Origin of the sequence: Paenibacillus sp. Soil724D2 (assembly GCF_001427935.1) — a bacterium.
GTDB lineage: Bacteria > Bacillota > Bacilli > Paenibacillales > NBRC-103111 > Paenibacillus_E.
In genome coordinates this window covers 46,035-70,045 of the sequence record NZ_LMRY01000029.1, presented here as the reverse complement: position 1 = coordinate 70,045, position 24,011 = coordinate 46,035, and the positions used below count along the sequence as shown (strand labels likewise).

The 24,011-nt window shown below is 40.0% G+C and carries 23 protein-coding genes and 2 pseudogenes; 3 read left to right on the top strand and 22 right to left on the bottom strand.

Annotation, left to right across the window (positions count from 1 at the left end; genetic code table 11):
* Positions 1–420 precede the first annotated feature (420 nt).
* From ASG85_RS22985 to ASG85_RS22980, 3 genes are all read right to left on the bottom strand, one after another.
* Entirely contained in the window at positions 421–795 is a 375-nt protein-coding gene (locus ASG85_RS22985) for a YciI family protein (protein WP_060647825.1), read from the bottom strand.
* Positions 796–1,884: 1,089 nt separating this feature from the next.
* A complete protein-coding gene (locus ASG85_RS38090) occupies positions 1,885–2,025 on the bottom strand; it encodes a hypothetical protein (RefSeq protein WP_156396748.1) in 141 nt (46 codons plus the stop codon).
* A 152-nt stretch (positions 2,026–2,177) separates the two neighbouring features.
* Positions 2,178–2,867 carry a YjgB family protein gene (locus ASG85_RS22980; protein WP_060647824.1) on the bottom strand — a complete coding sequence of 230 codons (690 nt, stop codon included), beginning with the start codon at positions 2,865–2,867 and terminating at the stop codon, positions 2,178–2,180.
* 401 nt (positions 2,868–3,268) lie between these two features.
* Between ASG85_RS22980 and ASG85_RS22975 the strand changes: the two genes are divergently transcribed.
* On the top strand, positions 3,269–4,444 hold the full coding sequence (locus ASG85_RS22975; RefSeq protein WP_060647823.1) for an MFS transporter: 1,176 nt from the start codon (positions 3,269–3,271) through the stop codon (positions 4,442–4,444).
* Positions 4,445–5,521: 1,077 nt separating this feature from the next.
* Here the strand turns inward: ASG85_RS22975 and ASG85_RS22970 are convergent.
* From ASG85_RS22970 to ASG85_RS22945, 5 genes are all read right to left on the bottom strand, one after another.
* On the bottom strand, positions 5,522–6,331 hold the full coding sequence (locus ASG85_RS22970) for a nucleotidyltransferase family protein (RefSeq protein WP_060647822.1): 810 nt from the start codon (positions 6,329–6,331) through the stop codon (positions 5,522–5,524).
* A gap of 134 nt (positions 6,332–6,465) precedes the next feature.
* Positions 6,466–7,470 (bottom strand): serine hydrolase domain-containing protein, encoded by a 1,005-nt coding sequence (locus tag ASG85_RS22965; RefSeq protein WP_060647821.1) that lies wholly within the window; start codon positions 7,468–7,470, stop codon positions 6,466–6,468.
* A gap of 44 nt (positions 7,471–7,514) precedes the next feature.
* A complete protein-coding gene (locus tag ASG85_RS22960; RefSeq protein ID WP_268796133.1) occupies positions 7,515–7,865 on the bottom strand; it encodes a VOC family protein in 351 nt (116 codons plus the stop codon).
* Between the two features lie 62 nt (positions 7,866–7,927).
* Positions 7,928–8,398 (bottom strand): DUF2785 domain-containing protein, encoded by a 471-nt coding sequence (locus tag ASG85_RS39975; RefSeq protein ID WP_082588191.1) that lies wholly within the window; start codon positions 8,396–8,398, stop codon positions 7,928–7,930.
* Between the two features lie 412 nt (positions 8,399–8,810).
* Positions 8,811–9,311 (bottom strand): Csa1 family protein, encoded by a 501-nt coding sequence (locus ASG85_RS22945; protein ID WP_060647818.1) that lies wholly within the window; start codon positions 9,309–9,311, stop codon positions 8,811–8,813.
* Between the two features lie 653 nt (positions 9,312–9,964).
* Here ASG85_RS22945 and ASG85_RS22940 point away from each other — a divergent pair.
* The gene (locus tag ASG85_RS22940; RefSeq protein WP_060647817.1) at positions 9,965–11,320 is read left to right on the top strand and encodes a catalase; all 1,356 of its coding nucleotides are present in this window, start codon (positions 9,965–9,967) and stop codon (positions 11,318–11,320) included.
* Positions 11,321–11,572: 252 nt separating this feature from the next.
* Here the strand turns inward: ASG85_RS22940 and ASG85_RS22935 are convergent, their stop codons facing one another.
* The 14 genes and pseudogenes from ASG85_RS22935 to ASG85_RS22865 all read right to left on the bottom strand — a co-directional run bounded on the left by ASG85_RS22935 (position 11,573) and on the right by ASG85_RS22865 (position 22,415).
* The gene (locus tag ASG85_RS22935; protein ID WP_060647816.1) at positions 11,573–12,157 is read right to left on the bottom strand and encodes a hypothetical protein; all 585 of its coding nucleotides are present in this window, start codon (positions 12,155–12,157) and stop codon (positions 11,573–11,575) included.
* 337 nt (positions 12,158–12,494) lie between these two features.
* The gene (locus ASG85_RS22930; protein ID WP_060647815.1) at positions 12,495–12,836 is read right to left on the bottom strand and encodes a DoxX family protein; all 342 of its coding nucleotides are present in this window, start codon (positions 12,834–12,836) and stop codon (positions 12,495–12,497) included.
* Between the two features lie 158 nt (positions 12,837–12,994).
* Positions 12,995–13,420: a MarR family winged helix-turn-helix transcriptional regulator gene (locus tag ASG85_RS22925; RefSeq protein ID WP_060647814.1), complete on the bottom strand. Its 426-nt coding sequence runs from the start codon at positions 13,418–13,420 to the stop codon at positions 12,995–12,997.
* 89 nt (positions 13,421–13,509) lie between these two features.
* Positions 13,510–13,758 (bottom strand): hypothetical protein, encoded by a 249-nt coding sequence (locus ASG85_RS22920; protein WP_060647813.1) that lies wholly within the window; start codon positions 13,756–13,758, stop codon positions 13,510–13,512.
* A gap of 182 nt (positions 13,759–13,940) precedes the next feature.
* On the bottom strand, positions 13,941–14,426 hold the full coding sequence (locus ASG85_RS22915) for a DinB family protein (RefSeq protein ID WP_060647812.1): 486 nt from the start codon (positions 14,424–14,426) through the stop codon (positions 13,941–13,943).
* Between the two features lie 86 nt (positions 14,427–14,512).
* Positions 14,513–14,992, bottom strand: coding sequence for a GNAT family N-acetyltransferase (locus tag ASG85_RS22910; protein WP_082588190.1), 480 nt, complete (start codon positions 14,990–14,992; stop codon positions 14,513–14,515).
* A gap of 1,028 nt (positions 14,993–16,020) precedes the next feature.
* Positions 16,021–16,266 (bottom strand): hypothetical protein, encoded by a 246-nt coding sequence (locus ASG85_RS22900; protein WP_060647810.1) that lies wholly within the window; start codon positions 16,264–16,266, stop codon positions 16,021–16,023.
* Positions 16,267–16,611: 345 nt separating this feature from the next.
* Positions 16,612–17,073, bottom strand: a complete 462-nt coding sequence (locus ASG85_RS22895; RefSeq protein WP_060647809.1) for a hypothetical protein — start codon at positions 17,071–17,073, stop codon at positions 16,612–16,614.
* 187 nt (positions 17,074–17,260) lie between these two features.
* Positions 17,261–17,787 (bottom strand): annotated as a pseudogene (locus ASG85_RS22890) (GrpB family protein).
* Positions 17,788–18,340: 553 nt separating this feature from the next.
* Positions 18,341–19,539 (bottom strand): annotated as a pseudogene (locus ASG85_RS22885) (DHH family phosphoesterase).
* A gap of 78 nt (positions 19,540–19,617) precedes the next feature.
* Positions 19,618–19,932, bottom strand: coding sequence for a hypothetical protein (locus ASG85_RS22880; protein ID WP_060647808.1), 315 nt, complete (start codon positions 19,930–19,932; stop codon positions 19,618–19,620).
* Between the two features lie 688 nt (positions 19,933–20,620).
* Complete coding sequence (locus ASG85_RS22875) at positions 20,621–21,097, bottom strand: GNAT family N-acetyltransferase (protein WP_060647807.1); 477 nt, start codon at positions 21,095–21,097, stop codon at positions 20,621–20,623.
* A gap of 159 nt (positions 21,098–21,256) precedes the next feature.
* Positions 21,257–21,673 carry an HIT family protein gene (locus ASG85_RS22870; protein ID WP_060647806.1) on the bottom strand — a complete coding sequence of 139 codons (417 nt, stop codon included), beginning with the start codon at positions 21,671–21,673 and terminating at the stop codon, positions 21,257–21,259.
* 142 nt (positions 21,674–21,815) lie between these two features.
* On the bottom strand, positions 21,816–22,415 hold the full coding sequence (locus tag ASG85_RS22865) for a hypothetical protein (RefSeq protein WP_060647805.1): 600 nt from the start codon (positions 22,413–22,415) through the stop codon (positions 21,816–21,818).
* A 304-nt stretch (positions 22,416–22,719) separates the two neighbouring features.
* On the opposite strand from ASG85_RS22865, the gene ASG85_RS22860 reads away from it, so the two are divergent.
* The gene (locus tag ASG85_RS22860) at positions 22,720–23,784 is read left to right on the top strand and encodes an LLM class flavin-dependent oxidoreductase (protein ID WP_060647804.1); all 1,065 of its coding nucleotides are present in this window, start codon (positions 22,720–22,722) and stop codon (positions 23,782–23,784) included.
* The last annotated feature ends 227 nt before the right edge of the window (positions 23,785–24,011 follow it).

The window sequence follows — 24,011 nt, the reverse complement described above, 5'->3', positions numbered from 1 at the left end:
TTTTTCAGGCTTTAAATGGATTCTTTTTTAAGCGATATTGAGAACAACGAGTACAGCACAATTAGCTTTTGGGACACTAAAGAAGATGCTTTAGCAGCTGTGGAACACATACTTAGAGTATACTTAGAAATTCCCAAAGCCTACGTCGAATGCCCGCCGACTCTTATTGTTTATCACGTTCATGATCCATCGTTAGTGCCTTAGATATTCATCGTCTTTACATTGCAATAAAAGGCAGCCACGCAGGCTGCCTTTGTGCTTTTTACTAAGCTATCGTCTCCCAGTTAACGTAATGACCTCACCTGTCATCTATGGTACGGATCTCCGCACTGACTGTAACGGCAAGTTTTTAAGGCCACTCCTTGCGGGATGGTCCTTACTTTCATACAGTGAACGATCTTTTCCGTAAAACAGTTGATTCTAATCTCTTGAAACAAAGTAGTGAACCGGACGGATCTCAATCTCCCATCCAAATTGCTCGCCCGATGCCACTTGTACGGCTGGATGTAAGGAAGCAATCTGGATCGCTTCCTCCATGTCCCGTGCTTCTATCAGAAAAGCACTGCCAATCATCTCCTTCGTTTCGATAATAGGACCGTCCATAACCTTTTCTTTCCCATTCGCCCGCCGCAAGCATTTCGTTTCGGGTGCGAGACCAGCATCGATAATCACTTGCCCACTTTTGTATAGATTTTCCATATGGGGCGGACATTCGTTCATTATAGTATCAATCTCATCCTTTGGGCGGGCATCCATTTTATCTGACTCCAAGTAACCCAAACACAGAAATTTCATTTTCATTTCTCCTCTAACGTGAGTTTGGAGCATTCATTCATGCCACTATTCAATCGACGAACTGAATACAAATAAATCGACATACCTTTAAAAAATATTTTATAAAAATAATCGAAGGCTTCTTTAGCTTTAAATAGAAAATATTTGTTATCGGGTTTTGATTCCCTCCTATTTCCATGCAAATCTGCCCGCTGAGAAGGCTGCCGATCAATGTTATCGGCAGCCTTCTCCTGATGGTTATTGAGCTATTGTATCCGTTAGCGTAATGAAGACCTGCTCATCATCTAGGGTGGATTGGATTCTCCTTTTGTTTATGTTTATTACTCGGTTGCTGTTGAAAGAGAATTAATTCAAATTTCTGAGTCCCATATTTCTTTAAATACAAAGCCCCTTAATTTTGAATTTATAACGGCATCAGCTTTATCCTTCAACGAAACTCATATAATACTGCTTCTAATATACTCTCTGAGGCAAGGATACGGACCCCCCAAAATATGAGCCATGGTTACGATAAATTTGTTATGTTCTTCCAAAATTTTCGAGGAAATTCCGACGCGATTGGCTAGTAATATCCATTTGTTCGATCATTACGTTTCTGAAAATTCGTCAATGTTGTCGATTGAATGCTGAAAGTCAGTGACTGTATTTTTCTTCTTACTTGACCGGAACCCACTTTGGGGTGGGGTACTAGTACGACGTTTAGAATCGCCTGGCGAAGTCCTCATTTTGAGCTTTCGAAAGCTCTAAGATGCACTTACCAGGAAATTCCAATCATTCACGTTATCTCTATTATTCGGATGGTATTCCCAACCCTCGCACTGTTCAAATCTAAATATGCAAGGCCATTATGTTTAACCTCAACGCGATTCGCTTCCAACGCCTCTACTGGAGGGTAAATGGTAATTGAAGCAATCTTCACTATAAGGAGAGGTGAGCCTTCTGGGAATTGCAAATGCAGTTGTATAGACGATTCTTATTTACTACCATTAAGCGGGAACCCGTTCTGGCGACGGGACGACAAAGAATAAGGCTTGTGGCGAATCAGATGCACGTTATCCTGAAGAATTGATACCCGAAGTTTTGTTGTATTTACCGCAGAAAAACAGCTGAATCGATTGAGATCCTGCCTAGATGACGAATTTTACGAATCGGCTCAACATATTCAAAGCGGTCTTCTTCAAATAATGCTTCAAATTCCATATAATCCTCGATACCACCCGCTTCAGTCACAAATGTAGAAGATCCATTATAATCGGCTCTTTTACCGCACCATAAAGAATGACTCTTTAAAGGTTTAACATAATTTTTTAAGATTTACTTCTTCCAAAATTGTTGTTTACACACAAAAAAAATCAAAGGGGTGAACCCCTTTGATTTTCTATTTAGCCAGCCATGTTATTGACTGAATGTTTGGTATCAAAAACAGAAATGTGGTCTACTTTTCCGGTTGATTTGGGAATAATAAATTTAAGTTGAAACACATCGGTTGCTTTATAAATATAAATCATGTCATCCCCGTTTACCTTCGTATCCACTGGCTTTCCTAGCGCTTGTTCAATTTGATTCAATGTTAGTACTTGTAGCTTTGGATCACTGGAACGAATATCAATGATTTGCTCACCCTTATTGAAGCCAATAACTGCATTTTTCTTGGTGTAGGTCGCATATATTCCGCTTCCCACCGCTTCTTTATGATCCGCATTCCCCCATGCTTTCTCAACATCTTCAATGACTCTTGTTTCTGCAGCAAATTCTATGCCAGCTACTTTACCTAATTTGGCTAGTTCAAAAATATCTTTAATTTGCTTTGTAACGGACGTTGTTTCTGATGATATTGGTTGTATATTGGTACTGCCACTAGGCGTTGATGCTGGCTTTGTTGAAGTAGTTGAAGTTGCACTAGCTGCAGCTGAGGGCGTTGATGTAGGTTCAATTACTGAGCTTGGTGTGTTACTAGCTATTGGAGCAGCTGCACTCGCGGCTGGTTTTTCAGTTGATGTACATGCTGTGAACATAAGCATACTCACAATTAACATTGGGAGTACCGTTGTTTTTTTACTTAAACTTTTCATAGTAATACCTTCTCTCCTATATGTTTGAGTACTTACAATATTCAAACGATTAAAATAGATCTATTGTTGCAGTTTAATACGCATGGATAAACATAACAATGCAGCATTCATTTGCTTGTTTTTATACACAAGCATATTCAGTAAAACCGTAACGCTCTTCTCCACATAACGTGTCCCGTTTGACCAACTAGTAAGGAGTCAACTTGTGCGAAGCTTTTCATTGATATGAATTTCTTTCGAGTAATCCATTGACACTTACCAACTAGTAAGTTAAAGTCTTAATGAGGATGACCGACGCATAGAAAGAGCTTTACATTGGAAATTTAGTTATGAAATGATAGATGAGTTGTGGCACTTATCTACTAATAAGTAATATCACTTAGATAAAGGAGTGTGTTTTTATGAAAAGAATGCTTTGGGTTATTCTTATGATGTCCTGCGGGGCTACTTATATTTCCTCCTTGTTCCCTGTATATGGAAAGCATTATCAGCTAAGCAGTCTGGAAATCACCATCTTATTTGCCGTATATGCCGCTATCTTGCTACCAACCTTGCTTATTGTGGGAGCCAAAGGAAGCACCTGGGGTTTGAAAAAGGTGCTTCGCATAAGTATATGGATATCCATCGCGTCGACGTTGCTTTTTATATTAGGTCAAAACGTCTGGATGCTTTATGCGGCAAGGATTTTGGAAGGCATTGCCTATGGTGCTTTTACAGGTACCGCCACGGCTTTTTTATTAAAACAAACCGCTCAAAATAAACTGGGTACTGCAATCAAATTTTCGGGTGTTGTTGCGTTGGTTGGTTTTGGCATGGGTCCTGCCATTTCTGGTTTAGTCGTGCAATATGTGCACGCACAACCGCTTCGTATGCCATTTTGGGTTCTGCTCGTTATGCTTTTGAGTTCCTTGGTTATTCTCGAAATCTTACCAAAGCACGAAGATTCACAGAAACCGGCACATACAAAAATTTCGCTTGGTGTTCCCGATAATATTCGATCCCACTTTTTTTCTATTATCGGACTTCCGGCCTTTACTTTTTTCATGATAGGCGGAGTTGTCTTATCTTTGATCCCGTCTTTCGTCAAAACCGTCATTCACTCTAATAATCTCTCTATAGCAGGATTGCTAACGTTTATGCTTTTAGGCGTGGCAGCCTTGATGCAGTTATTTCCTTGGGTGCAAAATCCCGTTACGCGGATGCGAATTGGCGTCGTGTGTATGGCCATTGGACCGTGGATCATTGTTTATTCGGGACAGTCAGAGAGTTTATTTTTACTGTGGGCTGGCATGCTTATTCAAGGAATAGGCGCTGGATGGTCATTTCAATCTGCTTTACGATTTGCCAGTCAATTACCGAAGCCGGAAGACCGTTCGCGTGTCATTTCTGCATTTTACTTTTGTGCTTACGCCGGATTCGTTATCCCTCCTATCGGAGTCGGAGTGCTGACTAAATTTTTCAGTTTGAACTTTTCCTTGATTATTCTAAATTCGGTTGCCGTACTAATCGTTACCTATGTATTGATTTATTCAGTCAAATTTAACCGTTATTATTTAAAATTGACATCATCCAAATAAGATTCGAGATTAAACACCAATCCCTTACCCCTTTTATGGATCCAACTTGTATAAGACTTTACGTATAAATCAATTACAAAAAGTCAATTCTTGGTAAGATCTCTATGGGGTAAGGAGCGTGTTTGTAGTTGCAGAAAATAGAAAAAGTCACTGAAAATCAATTAGGCTTAGTCCTATTTACTTTTATTATTTCTAGGTAATCTTAACCCTTCCCGGACTAATGGTGATGTTTGCCAAGCAAGATCCTTGGCTATCGCTTACATTTTATTTAATTAAGTAATTACGTATAATACTAATATCCGATCAGTATCCATTTGTAAACTCTATTCTCGTATTCCAATTAAAAAAGAGCCGCCACGGCAGCCCTTCAGGTAATAACCCATCCCGTGGCCATAAGTCAAGCTTTTTAATTACCAAATATTACTCCCATTACTTGAATGGAAACAGGGAGCAGCTGCCACGGCAATCTGCTCCCTGTTTGTTGATTAAACTAACGTTCTTACGCTTAGCTTAATGAGACCACCCGATTAATTTTCGCGGTAGCCTCATTATGTGTTTTCTGCGTTCAGGGGTTGATCTATCTTCTACTTTCTTTTACTCTCTCACCTAGCAAAACCACTAACTTAAGTATTGTGCAGACAGAGGGAAAATCACCCTCCTTACTTTTTCAACGATTCATTTTGTATTTACTAACTATACTCATATACTTTTTGTAAATCTGAGTCTTCTATTTTATATTCACTTTATGTAGTCTTCTATTCCAAACATTTAGGAAAAATAAATGCAGATAATCCCCATAATAATCATCGTCCCCCTAAATTATAGATAGTTGTGAAACCAGCGACGAATATGCCAAAAACGCGAAAACAAACTGCTTGGTTTCTTGAATACTGTTTCCACCTCTAATTTAGACGTTCAACACTTACGAAAATTCCATTATTTCATATAATCTCTATCTTTTTCTTTTCCATTATCCTTTACTTCAACGGGAACAGGGAGCAGCTGCCGCGGCAATCTGCTCTCTGGTTATTATGCTAACGTTTCCGTTAGCTGAATAAGTCTTATTGTACTAACGCCCTATGTTTGAGAAGTGATACTGGCTTCACGTTCGAAGTTAGCAGTAACCCAAACACCCTCGCTCTGAAGGAGCTCTAGTACTGGTTCTCGGTTGGCAATTGGCTCTTCTATCCATTTCTGCAAAGTGCGAATAATAGGTTCCTTCTGATGAAAATGGTTGATAAAAACCTCAGACTGCTCGTGAAGTCTTGTCGACCAAATCTGGGATCGCACCATCACCATTGAATAGTATGTTCGAATGAGTTTACGAGCAAAGCTTTGTAGAAGTGTTTTAAACTCCTCGTTGGAAGCTGATTCTAACCTGCTTATTGTCCGAGCAAGAACTTCGCGAATATCTCCATTAAAACTTATCGCTATCTCTGATGTGAGTTTGTAAGGACCGAATCTTTCTCGAAGATCCTCTCCGTGGACACAAACACAGAGTTCCTTAAGAAATGCCTGTTCGTAGTAATTCTCAGGATCAACCACATAGTCGTAATTTGCAACAGCAATGCCAACATCGCGAACCAAACAGTGATACTTTCGAGACAATGCTTTAGTAAGGGTCTTTAACTCTGCCAATTCTTCGGCACTCAGCATACCATTGAATATAACTAAAATGTCCAGATCTGACTTAACCGCCACAGCTTCACCCCTTGCAACGCTGCCATATACATAGACACTGTGCAATAGATGTGAAAACAACCTTGCTAGCTTCTCGACAGACTCTTGCATGCACGGAAAGTAGGCATTATCAATTTTGTCCAAAGCGACGTCACTCAAGATGTACCCATTCCGGTCTAGCCCATATCCAGCTTGTAGACTTCCCATTTCAACCTCCGTCCTCCGCATTAGTCGTTACTATGTAGCTAAACTGCCCGTTACTTGAATGAACAAAAAAAGAGCAGCCGCGTGGCAAACTCCTTCACTATCGTTCTCGCGTTAGTTCAATAATACTTATACTTTTATTTAAATGTATCAGCAACTAAATTACTGAACTCTCTTAAATAATGAAGATAATTATCGCCACCGTAGTTATACCTTTTATTATACATTTTCGCAGCAACAAGATTGTATTCGGGTATAACTAAAATTGTTGGACCTGTTATTCCTAGAATTTGATAGGAACCTGCTGGTACTCTTTCACCAATTTCACTTCTTAACCTTGGAATATCTTGTACATACCAAAACAAACCATTTTGAGGGAAATCTTTATTATAATAGGCAGGACTTTGTACCTGAGTTGATAAATTAATTACTTCTTGTGGCACAATCTGCTTGCCATTTATGAATCCCTTTTTTAAGTGAAGTAACCCCCAATTAGCGAATTCTCTGGTGGAAACATAAAGATTAGATTCCATACCATTACTTGATTTTCCTACTGTTGAGGCTCCTTTTTCATTTGGATTCATAATTATCTTTACAAGTTTTTCATTGTCTTTTGTTTGCCAGCCTGTTTCTTTGAACCCTAATGGCATAAAAACTCTCTCTTTGAGAAAGTTCGGAAAACTTTTATTGTATAGTTTATTTATGAGCCAAGTCATCATTTCTATATTGATTCCTCTATATGCCCATCCTTCTCCTGGTTCAAACTCTCTAAATAAAACTCCTTCCTTATTCCAATGCAAGCCATGGGAATGAGTCACTAAGTGCCTCAAAGTTGTTTTACCAAGCAGTTTTTCATCGAAATTCTCAAAATATTCTGTTGCATAATCATCTAAGCTATTTATTTTACCTTCATGTAGTGCATAAGCCACAACTAGCCCTAAATAACTTTTTCTCGCAGAGGCTACATTGAACTGGGAGGTCTCTGCGACAGGTAATGAATCCAAAGTATTCGAATGATATCCGCTGTAATGTTCCAATACTACTTCATCATTCTTTATTATTATTATCGCTGATGCGGAACTGTGATTACATTCCTTGATATCTTCAACCCATGATATTATTTTATTGCATTCTCTAATCATTCTTCCGACTCTCTTTCGTTAATATAAAATGGCATAATAATTCATCAAAAAATATGAGATACCTCTTTCAATAGAGCTATTAGTTCAAGACTATTTCCATCAGGATCATTGAAATAGATACTTGCTGCTGGCATCCAAGCTAGCACGTAAGGTTCTAGTGGCTCTTTCCCATAATCACCTCTTGGCATAATTCCTCTTTCATTAAGCCAATTCTCAGCTTGAAGTAGATCTTTAAGATCTACACCAAATGCGAAATGATTTTTAATAATTGGCTTATCCTTTGGCACTTCCCATAGCCCTAACATCTGACGATTATCACCAATATAAAAGAACGCAACTTTTCTATGTTCAATTCTATGTGCCAGTTCAATTCCTAGGCTCTTATAGAATTTAATTTAGTTTTCCAAATGAGAGACCTGCAAATGAGTTTCATATATATTTTTAATCATGGCAATCTTCAGCCTCCTAGATCACGTTCCATATGGTTCGAACTTTTTTGCTCTTGTACTAGTTTATTATCAGGATCATCAAATGAACTAAATAGTTTTTTGCGGGAAAGTTGTACTAGCAAAGAGCGATACAGGTTTTTCCACGTAATTCTTCTTTGCATGCTGTCAATATATGTTTCAAGATTACAGTGAGTATCATCAAACCAGATGAAAAGATTTTCGAAAAATAAATGTCCATTTTCACAAAGCGATACTAGAACCTGTGCTATCCTTTCGTCTTCTTCATGAATAAATACTGTCTGGGAGTTATCAATGATCATTCGCAAAGAAGTCATAATTCGCAAAGTATGCTTATAGGTAAACTGCGGATGTCGAGCAAAAGTGTTTAAAACATCAGCTGAGTTGCGGCGTGCTCCTGACCATGATTCGCTATATCTAGAGTAGTAATAACAAAAGACCCAAACTCCCCATTTACCTATTTATCGAATTCATTCTTCGATCAAGGCAAGAAATGGGTCACAGGATCTTAATCTCGTCAATTTCATCTCATATTCGTTATGGATTTCGAAGAAAGCGGGTTTTATTAGTGTATTCTTCACCTCGTTTAAGGATAGAAGAAGGATGTGATTTCCGATCACCGGCCACCATATTCAACATATCATAGCTTTTCGCTGAGAAAACATCCCATACCCTTGAAATATACATATCCAAAACAATAAATACACCAAAAATAGAGACAATCATTATGCAAAAGATCACCATAAAAAGCATCCTTCCTTTGTGAAATACCAGAGCTGTTTCAGTTATGTATATAAATAGAATAGCACAAGTAAGGAAATAAAAGTAAAATTCTGTATTAAACTATCGTTCCCGTTAGCTCAACGTTCTGCGTTAACGAAAAGAAAGCGCAGATTCTTGAAGTCCTTTCTGATAATCGTTTATTTCCCCTGACGGGGATTCGGCAAAACCAGATACCTTCCATACACCACCTTCTTTTACCCCCCAAATAAACCGTGGATTTATCCCATCATTCCAAGAACCATAATCATTTGGAGTGATGTTTAATTCAACTTTAAACAATCTGGTTGGGGTATAATCGTTTAAATCAAGCCCGTGATACGGTTTTAAATTGCTAATTTCCAGGCTCTTAATACCCATTTGTTTTTCCTTCAAATTATCTAATGAATCGTACTTTTTTTGATTACTTTCTGTTAAGTCATACACTGTCTCAAAATTTTTGTTGATAACGGCTTCTAAATATTTAGTAATAGTTTCTTTAACTTCCTCTTGCTCATCTGCAGAAATGTTATTCTTATTATTAAGACAGGCTGACAAAAATAAGAGTATGAGCAAAATTAATGTGCAAATCTTCAAGAATTTAATATTTGGCATTTTTCACCTCAATTTGGAAAGCTCTAAGATGTACCCTTTTCGCTATCTACCTTGAATATCCTTTTAAATGTAAAAATTAGACATTTCTGCCCGTTACTTGAATGAACAAAAAAGGAGCTACCTTGAGGCTTGTAACTTCACTATCGTTTCCCGTTAGCTTAACACCCGACCACCCCATTATTTCCTTGCCACTATCTTGAAACGTTTCGTATTGGTCTTAATTCCCTTCTCCGTTTTGCGGGTCTCTTCGGTTGTAACATACTCATGTCGGCCTGATTTCCAATTGTTTGCTGCAATTGCATAATGGCACTCGTATTCATCATTCCAAAACTGCTAGCCGTTGGCGATGTCGTTTTAGACAAGCTTGGGTTCGAAATCGTATTGTTCTTTGAAATGGACTGTTTCAATTATAATGCCCCCCCTTATAATAATAGTAAATTTTCCATTTCCTTCCTTTAACCATTTTAAAAAAAGACTTGCCGTCAATTTAGGAAATTACATTCAACTGGACGTTTTCATGTTCTGGCGGAATAACGTAAGTTACCCCACACGGGGTGCCTTTTTCATGCTTTGATCACTGTCATATTCATAGCCAAGCGCCTCATACCTTAATATGTCCATACAATTTATAGTGCGGCTTGGGAGGTAGAGAGATGAACGAGAATACAGGAAATCGCCTCTGGCCGGGGGAGCTTCCGGATGTTGAACACTCGCAGACGGTTGGAAGTCGAGGCCCCGTGCTGGAGCAGGATAGCATACTCCACGAAACACTGGAGACGTTTATCCATGAGAAACCGCTGGAGAGACCCGTACATGTCAAGGGCTGCGGCGCCTTCGGCTACTTCCAGACCGTTAACGCGATGCCGGCCTACACGCAGCTGTGCTTCCTGCAAAATCCGGGCCTGCAGGTCCCCGTCACCGTCAGATTTTCGCTTGCTGTCAGCAATCGGGGTACGCCGGATACGTCCCGCAACGTGCGCGGCTTCTCCACCAAGTTCTACACGGACCAGGGCGTATTCGATCTGGTCTGCAACCACATCCCGGTATTCGCCGTCCGGGACGCCATCCGCTTTCCGGAGTTTATCCGCTCCCTCTTGCCTTCACCCGTCAATAACCTAACCGAGCCGGAGCGGTTCTGGAACTTCGTCGCCCGGGCGCCGGAAGCCACCAACTTCGTGCTTTGGCTGTACTCTGACGTCGGCACGATTAAAAGCCTTCGCCACATCCCGGGCCACAGCGTCAATACCTACGTCTGGAAAAACGCACAAGGCATGCGTACCTACGTCAAATATCACTGGATGCCTCTTGCCGGCATTCAGTACATCGATCAGCGAGAAGCCTCCCGACTGTCAGGCGAGAATCCCGATTATGCCGCTAAGGATTTGTTCGATACCCTGCAGGCGGGCAAAGGGGTGGAATACGGCCTTTACGTGCAGCTGATGAACCCTCAAGACGAGGCCACCCTCCCCTTCGACCCGCTGGACGATACGAAAATATGGGATGAGCGGCAGTATCCGTTGCATCCGGTCGGCAGACTGGTCTTGAACCGCAATCCGGATAACTATAGCGAACAGGTCGAGAAGCTGGCCTTCTCCCCTGCGAACCTGCTGAAAGGCGCAGAGCTGTCGGACGATAAACTGCTGCAAGGGCGCTCTAACATTTACTGGGATTCGCAGCGGCGACGGCTTGGTCCGGATTTCCGCAGCATTCCGATCAATCATCAGCAGCACTGGTCGCCGGACTCCCAAGTGACCAGCGGCAACGGAAGATTCGTGGAAGGCCGCCTCGAGCGTACGGACATCCCGAAGCAGGATGACTTCATGCAGGCTGGTGAGTTCTACCGATCGCTTGCGCCACTGCAGCAAGAGCATTTGGTTGCGAACCTAACCGGCGATCTTGTCCAAGTCTCGCGCGAAACGCAAAACATCGTGCTCGGCTACCTGTACAAGGCGTCTGCCGAGCTTGGAGAACGAGTCTCTCGGGCCATCCATGGAATGACCAGGGGTTGAAAACCAAAAAGAGCCGTATTTGACAACAAATACGGCTCTTTCTTTATATAAGGTTATGATTTCAAGTCAAAGCGGTACGCCTGCCCGTTACTTCAACGAAAAAAGGAGTAGCTGCCAGCCGCGGCGATCTGCTCCCTGGTTATTGAATTGTCTTCTCCTTGTGTTAATCATTATCCTCCTGTTAGCGCAGAAGCTGCAGCCGATCGTCATAGCCGGCTGTAGCTATCTTTCTCCATTAGTTCAACAATTCCATTAAATCTTCTCTTCAGCTACAAATTCGAAATGTAAATCTTCCTTACGTATAAACATGGTTTTATATTTGTTGCCATCTATTGAACTTCTAGTCTTGGAACTTACGATTTCGACCTCAACAAAATTGAAATGGACTTCGGAAGCTTGTTCTTTGGTTATACCGCCAGTCAAAAAATTGGAACCATCACCGAACGACTTAAAAATAATTAAGTAATTCTCAAGATCTTGTTTCTCTACATGAACCCATTCGAAGTTAATGAATGCTTCAATGAAAGACTTTTTCAATGTGCATTCAATGTGGTGCAACCCACGATAGCAAGGAAGAGTATACATATATGGGTGCATTTCACTTGAAGTAATAATTATTCCGTACTTATAGGAAAAGGATTGGTAGACCATTTCATAATACAATGGGATTACAATATCATCCCAAGCGTCGTAAGCGAATGCATGGATGGGGACCAAATGAGGATAAAGGCTCGTTAGAGCAGCACTAAAATTAATCAATATTGAAGTATCAGTCACATTTAGTAATTCCTGTTCAACCTCATGACCAAACGTTTTTGTTCGTCTTCGATCAATCATCCTCGATCCCCCTTCTTCAACCTTCCAGATACATTTTACCACAAATGCGATTTAACTAATCTGCCCAATAGTTCAACGAAAAGCAGCTGATCGTTCTGGCCCTGCTGCCGCGGTATCCAAATACAACTATCGTTACTTCAATGAACAAAAAAGTGACCCACCGCAACGGTATTATTTAGTGGAGGAAAACCCACATTACATCGGACAAGAACTGCAAAGCTGGTATCATCAAATTACCCAAGAATAATGGCTAGGTAATGGAGGCTGCCGTTTGTACCAGCAGCCTCGTCTCGTTCTGTTTGAGCAATAGTTTCCCGTACAAGCTCCCGTTTCAATTTCAGAGATCTAAATGATAAAGGGCAATCGTAAAAGACAGCAGACACAGTATTATTGCTGGGATCGCTTTTTTAAATGGATCACGTGCGATCACAAGCAGAGTAAAGACTGCAACCAGCATTGTCGCTCCTAGAAGTAATCCAGATAACAAAGCTACGATAGGATACCATATCCCTACTATCATTCCAATGGAGCATATTATTTCAATAAACCCTGTTAAGAAATTAAATATGGACGGAAGACCAAATCGACTAAATTCATTTGCCATTTTACCTGAGATTATTCTCGTTCCTGTTATCATGAAGAAAATGCCCAATATAACTTGGAAAATAATAACTAACATACCGTAATCACGCTCTTTCTAGTTTTAATTTTCACATTTTATATGCTATAGCATATAAATGGTGGACTCATATGAGTACATGGATAATTGAGTTGGGTCTCTTCAATTCGTTGTGTCTGCATCTCGAATTGCAACACGCACTTCAAGATGCCTAGGCACTACTCATCTTTTACGCTTGAATACAGTTTGCTAAGTAGCTCATGTAACTGTTGCAGTTCATCTTTACTCAAATTTTTGGTAACATAATCGTGAGCAGCCGTTACAATTGGCAAAAGTTTTGTTTTGAGACTCATTCCTTTGTCGCTAAGGAACAAGTTGTGGGATCGTTTATCAAAATCATTCTGTATTCTCATTACTATTTCTTTTTTTTCAAGTGAATAAATCATCCTCACAACAGTGGTTTGATCTCTATCAATGGCTTCAGCAAGCTCTTTCTGGCTCGTTGCTCTTTCCGCGTCAAGTATATTGATAATCCCCCATTGTTCAGGAGTTACTTCATATTGTTTAAGTAATTTCGTGAAAAAATTAGTCATTTTTACATCTGTTCGATGAACAAGAAAACCAGTGAGATTATTTAGCTCCATAATATATGCTCTCCTCTCTATAAGATCAATACATGCTATAGCATATAAAATATCTTAAAAACTCTTGTTTGTCAAATGGGACGGCTCACTCACATTTCAGTAATGCCTGCTGGAACTGGGAAAATAATCATAAAACCAGCGACATTACTGGACTGTGGACTACTACGCTGAACCATCTCATTTAAACGGTCTACATCCACCTTATTGAAATGGTGAAGGATAATATCGTTTCTTTCAAGTGCATTTTTGTTGTCAGTCGTTAAATTAATAACTATGATCATTACCAACACCCCGATGATTCCAATAAGCACTCCAATCGTTATCTTTGTTCGTATCATGCATACACCCCGTTTCTACACATATTAGACGTATAAACATTCTATATCGTTGCGTTATTTTTCCTAATAATTCCACAAAAGCATTCCGATGACACCACGCTCTACTGCCCGTTACTTGAATGAACAAAAAGAGGAGCCGCCGCGTTGCAAGCTCCTTCACTAATTATTCTAGGTAATTTTTCTTAGTTTGCATCTACTCTCCAGCTCTTTTGTAGCTTCCGAATGTAACAGATTTGACCAATGTGATATGCATTATGAGTTGACACATTTCCGAGTATCTCCCACCACTTGGCAGCCATTGGGAAACCATTCACATCACTTTCGACTTTTTCTTCAGTAAGTAGATCTTGCCATTTTAAAAGCACCTCTAATAATCGTTCTTTTAAGTCAGTGAAATTTTGATCTTTGGGAACTATAAAACTTTTATTATTATTTCCTATGGAAGGCACAGCATTGACATGAGATTTCTGGTATCTAGTTTGCCAAGTTTCATTCCAATAAAGTAAATGCTGCACAATTTCAGCGATACTATTACTATCTTCACTAGGTTTCCAAAACGCTACTTCCTCTGACAAATTTTCAACTGCGTCTGAAAATGGTAGGTACCAACTAGGGTCATTAGCATTTGCTAATAACTGATCGGATAAAATATCTTTTACATGAAACATACTTTCCACACTCCTTCTTATTGATATGCGGCGGCCTGTTAATGTTCATGTTGAACAAACGTTCTGCGTTAGTTTAACAATTTGTCTTAGAAGGTTACCTTCATAATCCAGGAAGTTCCTGACATGCCAAAATACTCAAATCCGAGTTTTTCGTATAACCGAACCGCTGTATGATTATCTGGATCCACACTTAAAGAAAGTGATTTATAACCATCGTTTCTAGCGTGTTGAATGATTTCTTTCATAAGAATCGTACCTATTCCCTTTCGTTTAAAATCAGGTAATATAGCAATGCCTAATTCAGGAGTTTTATGATCAACGTATCCATATCCTTTATTTGTCTCGTCAAATAATCTATACCAAGCAGCTCCTATTGGTTTTTCGTCAATGAGAGCAACTAAAGCCCTATCTCCCTTTCTTCCCCATTCCTCACTGTATTTCTTGATATTAGGAGCATTTAGAAGTTCATGCTTGGAGGGCTTGCCCTCTAATATATAAATTGACTCATAGTGCATATCCATGAAAAAATCGTATTCCTGCTGTTCCAATAATCTTACAATTACCATAGAATCACCCCTTTGTAACTAAATCTAAATTCAATCGTGTATGCGGTCAATAGAAAGAATGATTTTATCGATTTCTGCCCTTTACTTGAATAAAAGCTGCCACTTGGCAGCTCCTTGAATATTTAACTAAAGTATCCGTTAGCTTAATGATGATATGCAGTTAGGTGGTGCAGGGTTGTCTGCCCGAATCCACTTCCTCGAAATTCCTCGGGCAGACCAAGGAGCCGTCAGTCGACGCAGCGTGAATATGGTTTTATAAGATGTTGGCGTCTCCTTTGAATTATCAAACAATCTATTTATCATTCATCTTTAAATTTATATTGAATGTCCTTCATTCTGCCTTTATGAAAGCTTATTGGCAGCGCAATAATTGGGAAAATTATTGTCGGAATCATTAACCATAATATTGCGCCTCCCATTGCTAGTAGGCTTAACCAAAAACCAAGATAAATATTTGCAATAAATAATGGATAAATAAGGCTTTTCAAAAAAGAGGTCTTACGTATATAAATACTTGAAAACAGAATATAACCAATAACGACAGGGATACATAAGAAGATATACTTCTTAACTTCTTCATAATTCGGCACATTGTTCTCATTAAAAAAACCATTCTTATCTGCATATGGCACAATAAAAAAAATCAAGTATAATGCTACAATCAATGATACGGATGATACGCCAATATTTAATTTGTGATTTAATACTCTGGTCTTTACTCTACTATTTGGGATATGAGTAACCTCCTATGCTTCTATGAGTAAACTTTCAAAATCTCTCTTTGCGCCAATTTCTTATAAACCTTTTGCAATTGAGTATCAGTAATAGTGATTGAACTGATTTTCTCATTGATTGGAATAGATTCGTTGTTTGAGCATCCGCTACAAAAAGAAATTAGTATTAAAAACAGAAAACTTATAATGAAGTTAGATTTCACCATGGAATTCCCTTATTGAGCTCTCGTTTCTCGTTAGCTCAACGAGATGCTGCCGTACAACAGCATTTTTTATTATTAAACCGCTAGCTATTTATAGCCTTCTCCGCGAGACATCCTTTTTGACATAGATGTCGTATTGGCTGTTATCATTTCTGCCTGAACCCACTGTACCCGTGTCATGACTTGTTATTCGGCTGCGATAGGAAATGTCATGACTTTTTAATTTATTTACCGCATCATAATATTTCGATTGATTGAATGCAGTAAACACTAAACGCCTATGCTTGGAAAAAAGAAACATGATGATATTCATAATGAGTTGCTCGATATTCCCCATATTAATCATCGCCTCCCTAAATAGACATCTCTATTCAAGACACTATGCCTACCTTAACCGATTGAATTAACAATCAATCCGACCATTTAATCTATGTATCACATCCTTATATTACCACTTTTGGTTAAAGACTTAGTTATGCATGTTCCCAAACAATCGTTTATTGTGCTAAATTGTCCGTTAACTTCGTTTATTGTGCTAAATTGTCCGTTAACTGAACAAGCTGCCTAATTTAATCCGGCAGCCTCGTTACGTGTTATTTATTCAACTCTCGTTTCCGTTAGTTGAATGAAGTAATAAATATAATTGCCCATGTCATTAAAGGTATTGGGAGAATACATACAATTATTCTTGGTAAACCACAATTGTTAGACCTAACTCGCCCATTAATCCATAATCTAGTTCAACAACTATTTTACGTTCAGGAAATAAATGTTTAAGCCTGATTTCCCATAAAGACTTGAGAACCCTAGCAAACTCCATGAAAACAATTTCGTTTCGAACCGATTCATCCGAAGACATTAAGAAAAAATCTCCGATAGACCAACTGTTTACCCATTTCTCAATTTGTCTTCTATCGTTATTGAATCTCTCCTTGATTTCTTTTAGACTTTCTTCACCATTGAAAAAGTTAGATATAAAAATATAGTCGCCTATTTCAATTATTTCTGGCCAAAAAACACTCGCAACAGACAAGTGCTGCTCAATTGTGCATGTATTAGCCGCATTATTCATTAAGTTAATACCCATTATGTCTTTAAACTCTTTTAGGATTTCTCCGTTAACTATGCTACTATGTTTGATCAAGACGCAGCACACCTCAAATCATATTTGTAAATGCATGAATCAATTTATTTGATGATATTTCATTCGAGATACAGCAACCTAATCCCTTTACGTTATTGAACTATCCTGCCCGATAGCTTAACGAGGCTGCGCGGTCGATCCCGCGGCAGCCTCATGTTGCAGTTTATTGAGCTATCGTATTCCGTAATCAATCGAGTTTATTTTTTTCACTCAATTTGGCATTTTGAATCACATCAATGATGAATGGATGTTTGGCATTGGTACAAGCAACCATATCATTACGATATTTTTCAGCAAGTTCTTTCTTCAATTGATTGTATTGCTTTAGTACATCTGGATGGGTTCTTAAATAATCTCTGAATAAAATATTGTTTTTCCACTCTTCGCTTCCATAATTGTATATATGTAAATGATGCGTTCCTGCTCTCCATTGACCTTTTCTAAAGAATCTTCTATTAGGAATTCTTTATGATAGACATGTTCATAACCTATCTTCGCTAAAGGTTCGATAAATTTTTCAACTTCTTTTAAATCATTTATTCCGACCATGAAGTCAATAATCGGTTTAGCCCCTAGTCCCTGAACAGAAGTGCTACCTATATGTTCAATAGCAATTGCTATATCACCCAATATCTCCTTTATTCCCCTTTCCTCCTGCTGGTATTTGAAAGACCATTCTTCGTTGTATTCTTCAATCACCACTGGCTTTTCCATTTATCCCTCCTGCGCACCATATATCCATATTTTAACACGGGCTATTGAAGAAAACTGCCCGTTACTTCAACGGACAACGGCATCGGCATCCGATCGTGTGCGGCTGCCGTCATGTCGTGATTGAGCTATCGTTCCCCGTTAGCGTAATCGGGTAAAAATACCGAAATTCCTCGGGCAGACCTAGGGGTGTTAGCCCCGGCAGTATCAACTTCCAGGATTTAATACCGCCGTGAAAGAAATTGGTTACGAGGGGTGGCTTTCCCTCGAGCTCTGGCACCCTCAGGAATTAATCCGTTACGCTCGATGATCGAGTATGTTGCCTGCTCCACTCAGTATTTGCGTGAGCTGATCGAAAAACTTCATATTGATTCAATTTCGCATTGAATAGGGAGCGGAAATTGAAAAACTACTTCTACAATCTACTTTATATATCCCATTCTATTTATTCAAATCATTAATAGTATTATTAAAAAAGGCAGAAGAAGCCTGTATTGTTGAATCAACAGGATCCTTCTGCTCTTTTTGTCCGCGTTTACAAGTTACGAAAGCTTACTTACGAATTCTCAAGGGTATTTGCTTTTCGTGCGGCCATATGTTCCATAAGAAATGAAACATACGTTTCATCTCGAACTAACCATGCTGCATAATCCCTTTTGACGTAACGCTCTGCCTCTTCGAATGTAGAAAAAAGCTGATTGGATTCGACCCCGTCCACATCGACTACCCATCTGCCTTCCGATGGAAAAATAAACACTTGTTGTTCATTTCTATTTTCGTAAAGTGATCCATAAACGGAATTTTTCATGTTAAATGTATTTTTATTCGCATCTGCGCGAATCGGTTCCATCTGAAATGTCTTCGCGACATAACATTGATAGGCTTCGTCTGTCATAGAGCAACCGGAAGCTTTAGCATGGCCTCCTCCTCCATAAAGACCCGCAATTTCCGAGACGTCAATGTGTTCGTGAATCGTTCGAAAGCTCATCTTTTTACTGCCCAAATTCAAGATTGCGATGTAATCCAAATGAGGGTTTTCTTTGCCCAAATCGTTTCCTAGTTCAGAATGGTAAGATTCCGCATGAACGATGCCTACATGATGCTCATCTATGCGAGAGTGGATGATTTCTCTCTTTTTTCGGTGCACATAGCGTTCGATTTTTTCTTCTTCCATATCCAAAATTTTTTCTTCAAAGGGATCGAACGCAAAGTGCTCGCTTTGCTGAATGCGCGACACCATTTTTTCCTCGAATTCTTCGATGGAAATTAGATAAAAGAGATCGTTTAATCGTTTGGCCACCATGTTTTTATTCTGTTCCCATTCCCATGTATCATACTGACGGACCAATTCGACGAATTTACCTAATCCCTCCATTGGCTTCATCAATCCGTTCTGGATCAGATACTCATAAAATAGAGAAGTTGCAGATGCAAGTTTTCCATTTTCATACGCGATCTGAATCATTCCCCATGGATATTTGTTTAAATGGAGAGAGGTTTTATGATGGTCAATGAGTTAAATTTTCCACCCGACTTTACAAACTCGTTAAGTCCATGTTCATTCGTTTCATCCACGGATAAGTCGGTGATAAACAAATGGCTCTTTTTTCTTGATTTTTCTAAAAAGCGTTTTACTTGTAGATTCAACCCTCCGACAGAGTTATAACGAATTTCTACCTTTTCACCAAATGCTAATCGAGCTATTATACCGCAACCTACCCCATCCAGATCATTATGAGTATACAAATGATACAAGGGCACACTCTCCTATTAATAATTTTCCATTAAAATACCCTTGCATTAATGAAAAGGCCACATCCCAAAGTTGATCTCTTATTGAAGAAAGGAATCGTTTCTAAGCCAAGACCCACCTTCATCTGTGCTTCGGTAACACATCGTTGCAGCCTGGAGTGCCCCCTTTGCCGCTTCCTCTAACGTATTATAATGGTTTTCCATTGCGGCAAGAGGTCCGGCATTATCTGCGCCTCTGTAAAAATGACTGAGCTCATAAAAGTAACTTCCCTCCCCATTCTTAAGAATGTGAATTCCAATATATATGCCATCTATTCTTGCTTTTAAAAATTGGACGACCTCGTTAACGGATTCAATATCTGCATGGACATTCTCGAGCTCTGATAAATTTAACATGCTTTATGCCTCCACGTACTCGTTATAATAGGATAATCGATATACTTAAAAATTCAGGTACCGAGGATAGTTTATCCAGTTTTCTGAAATCGATTCAATTTCAGATAAGCCCGGTCAAAAGTAAAAGTCCTACGATTTTGTAATATCCCATTTAAGTAGACACTCAAAAAAACCTTATGGTACCATAAGGAAACGAGTGCAACATGGAAGGGATTTTCTATTGCTAAAAAAGGACAAACATTTAATCAATATACGGACGAATTTAAGTTAGCTCGTATTCGTCCATGTCGGTTGCGTTTTCCCCGTTTCTACACCACCAAATAGAGCACCTGGGTTGTCAACAGCCCCGCTATCTCGTAGGTATGTGCCGTCAGTGCATACGAGATCGACAGCCACAATAACGTGCCAAGTTTTGCTCAGGAAACGTCCAGCAGGATAATTTAGACGTTTCATCCAAAGGAATATTTACATCAAATACTTTAAAATAAATGTAGGACGTAGTGGTACTATTATTTTTACCAGAGTAATTAAGCGATCTTCAGCTGGTTATTAATTGATGTGTTAATCAACTATGCTTCCCGTTCAACAAACGAAAAAAGGAGCTGCCGTGGCAAACTCCTCAACTATCGTTTCTCGTTAGTTAAACAAAAACTATTAAATATAATGAAAAATAAATGGTTTCCCTATTTTAATTGTCTGTTCCAATGGATTGCTTATAAACATTTTTACGGGTAATTTGCATGAAAAGTTCAGGTTTATCTATCTGTTCAAAACCATATTTGGTATATAAAGAATGGGCATCGTTGGTGGCTAACATCATTCTTCGAACCCCTTTAAGTTGAGAGTGATTCGTAATGACATCGATTAACCATTTGGATAATCCTAAACCACGATAATTTGGAAGGACAAATACATCACAAAGGTATGCAAATGTCGCTAAGTCAGTAATGATTCTTGCAAAGCCCACTTGTTTACAGGTTCCTTCTACGTCCTCTTTATAAATCCCAAAACATAATGGAGAATTTTCTATCGATTTTTCTACTACTTCTCTTGGCACCCCTTTTGCCCAATACGAATCTTGATTAAGAAAATTAAATATCGTTTCTATATCTAAGTCTTCTTTCACTGTGGAAATCGTATAAGCCTTCTCTCTCCATATTGTCATTATCTCTTCCCCCACGTTTTACTTTTTTTATCAACTAATTTATTTATATAACCATTTACTTTAGTTTTCAATCTCTTTTGTCATTATCCTGCCCTTTAGTTGAACAGGCACCGATAATCTCGGTAGCCTGTTGTCGTGGAGCTATAGTTTCTGGTTAGCTTAAGATGTCCTGAGTGCGTTCACGATTTTATGTTTGGTTTCAGATAAGCGTTTTTCCGCCCCGTGAGGGAGTAGCGGTTCACTCCAAGAGAATCCATCCCCTTTAAATCTTGGAATGATATGCATATGATAATGCGTTAAGTCATTAAAGACCCCGCCATTCTGGCATATTGAAATCCCATCTGGAGTATACAATTCCTTTAATACTTTTGATATTTTTATTGATGCATCCATGATAGTATGTGCAGTTTCAACATCCATTTCTTCAATATCCCAATAATGTTTTTTCGGAACTATAAGAATGTGTCCTTCATTAAATGGAGCGATATCAAGAACACAGGTTATAAGTTCGGTTTCGAAAATAATATTTAAGTTAGGCTCAATTCCGTTAGAGATTCTACAACCGAGGCAATTCATAAATATCCCACTCCAGTCCAATTTTAATTATTTCATTATGTTACCATATTTCAACAATTCTTAAATTATATAGAAAACGGGAGTCATTAATGGCTGCCGTCTTTTCGTGTCTATTGAACAAACGTTTTCGTTAGTTTAGCTTTTAACAAAATATTGAGGCTGAAATTACATTGGGATAGTGCTCTAGAATAATTGAAAGCATACGTAGATGTCCAAATGGTTTGAATGGTAAATTCCCATCAATATGTTGTGCAAGTATGACCTTTCCACCCAAAATTTGGAATTCATCTAAAGTTATTGTTTCGGAGCATAGACGAATAACTTCTTTACGAGTTAAGAGCATTAATGCTTTAGTCTCCATACTGGGTACTGGTTCGTCGTCTGATGATGCCAGGAAAATAGGAGTTGTGCTTTGTACTGAATTCTGATGTCCCACAATCAATGGACGTGGTTCAATGCTTGCATTTTGAAATTTATCAATAGGTTCCAACTCTATATCAATGTCAAACCTAGTATTGGGACAATAAAAAGTCATTGAAGGCGTTAAAGGAGTTATTCGCATCTGAGACTCTTCAAGAACTTCACGTTGGGCACATTCCCAAGCCGTTTCAGCCCCCTCTCTATGCCCGCCAAGTCTAACAATAGCAAGTTCCGATTGATCCGCAGTCGGTCCCATCATAAACGCCATTCTTTTATTGGTTATTACAAAAGCTCCAGCTTTCTGAACAACCTGATCATTCACCCTGCCACGCCCCTCTTTTCATTTCACAGTCTTGTGCTCCATTCTACCATAATTTAGGTTGTTATTGTCCCGTTATACTACCCGTTACTTGAATGAACAAATAGAGGAGCTGCCGTAAAGCGCAGCAGAGTCGAGATAATCGTGAAATAAAATATTGAATGTAAATTTCACCTGTTAGCTGAGACGATGGCTTGATTTACCAGCAATGCAGCTGCGCAGTGGGCTGCTTTTTATTCACTTACTTTTATTGAGTTACATTAAAATATAAAGTATAATAAGGATATCTAGAAGGGAGAGAATCATTATGTCCGATCTTACGACTTCTTCAATTGAAATAGGACTAAGCACATTTCTCGAGGCTGCTCCGAGAGCCGGCGGCGTCACGCACGCCGAACGACTCCGACACGCGGTAGAGGAGATTAATTTGGCCGAGCAAGTCGGTCTGGACGTCTATGCGATCGGTGAACATCATCGCGCGGATTACGCGAGTTCGGCGCCAGCTGTTATTCTCGCCGCTGCCGCTTCCACGACCAAACGAATCCGGCTCTCTAGCGCCGTGACCGTGTTGTCTTCGGACGATCCAGTTCGCGTGTACCAAGCTTTCTCTACCTTGGACGGCCTGTCCAATGGACGGGCGGAGATTATGGCGGGCCGCGGCTCCTTTATCGAATCTTTCCCGTTGTTCGGATACGAATTGAATCACTACGACAGTCTATTCGAGGAGAAGCTGGAGCTTCTGCTCGCGATCCGCGAATCGGAGAAAGTAAGCTGGCGCGGCGGCCATCGCCCCGCCATCGACAACCTGGGCATCTATCCGCGATCCGTACAGGAGCCGTTGCCCGTATGGATCGGAACCGGTGGCAATCCGGAGTCCGCGATTCGCGCCGGAATGCTAGGGTTGCCGGTCGTCTTTGCGATCATCGGAGGCATGCCTGAGAGGTTCGCTCCTCTAGTCAACATCTATAAGGAAGCGGCCGCGAAGGCCGGACACGACGTAAGCAAGCTGCAGATCGCGACGCATTCACACGGCTTCATTTCGGATACGACCGAGAAGGCCGCCGATTTGTTCTACCCGTCGACGGCAGCCCAGATGAACACCATCGGGCGCGAGCGCGGCTGGCCGCCATACACCCGTGACTCGTTCGACGCCGCCCGCAGCCTTCGCGGAGCGCTCTACGTCGGCGATCCCGAGTATGTCGCGGAGAAGATCGTGCTGCTGCGCAAGAACCTGGGCCTAACGCGCTTCCTCTTACACGTGGACGTCAGCACGATGCCACACCGCGAATTGCTACGCACCATCGAACTACTCGGCACTAAGGTCGCTCCGATCGTCCACAAGGAACTTGCTCGCGGGGCCTCACAAGGATGAGTTTGGCTGTGGATGCCGATTTTTATCGGCATTCACGAAGCGTTCACAGCGCGTGGGAGCCGGCAATACGGTCCATCACACAGCAATTGATCCGAACCAAGGTACAAAACCTTGGCTCGGGCACTTTTTTTACCCCAACCGTCACTTTTTCTTAGCCGTAGAGAACTTGATCGGCGTCCCTCTGATTGTATTGCGCAGAACATCCTTGAAGACGAATGCTTCCTTTG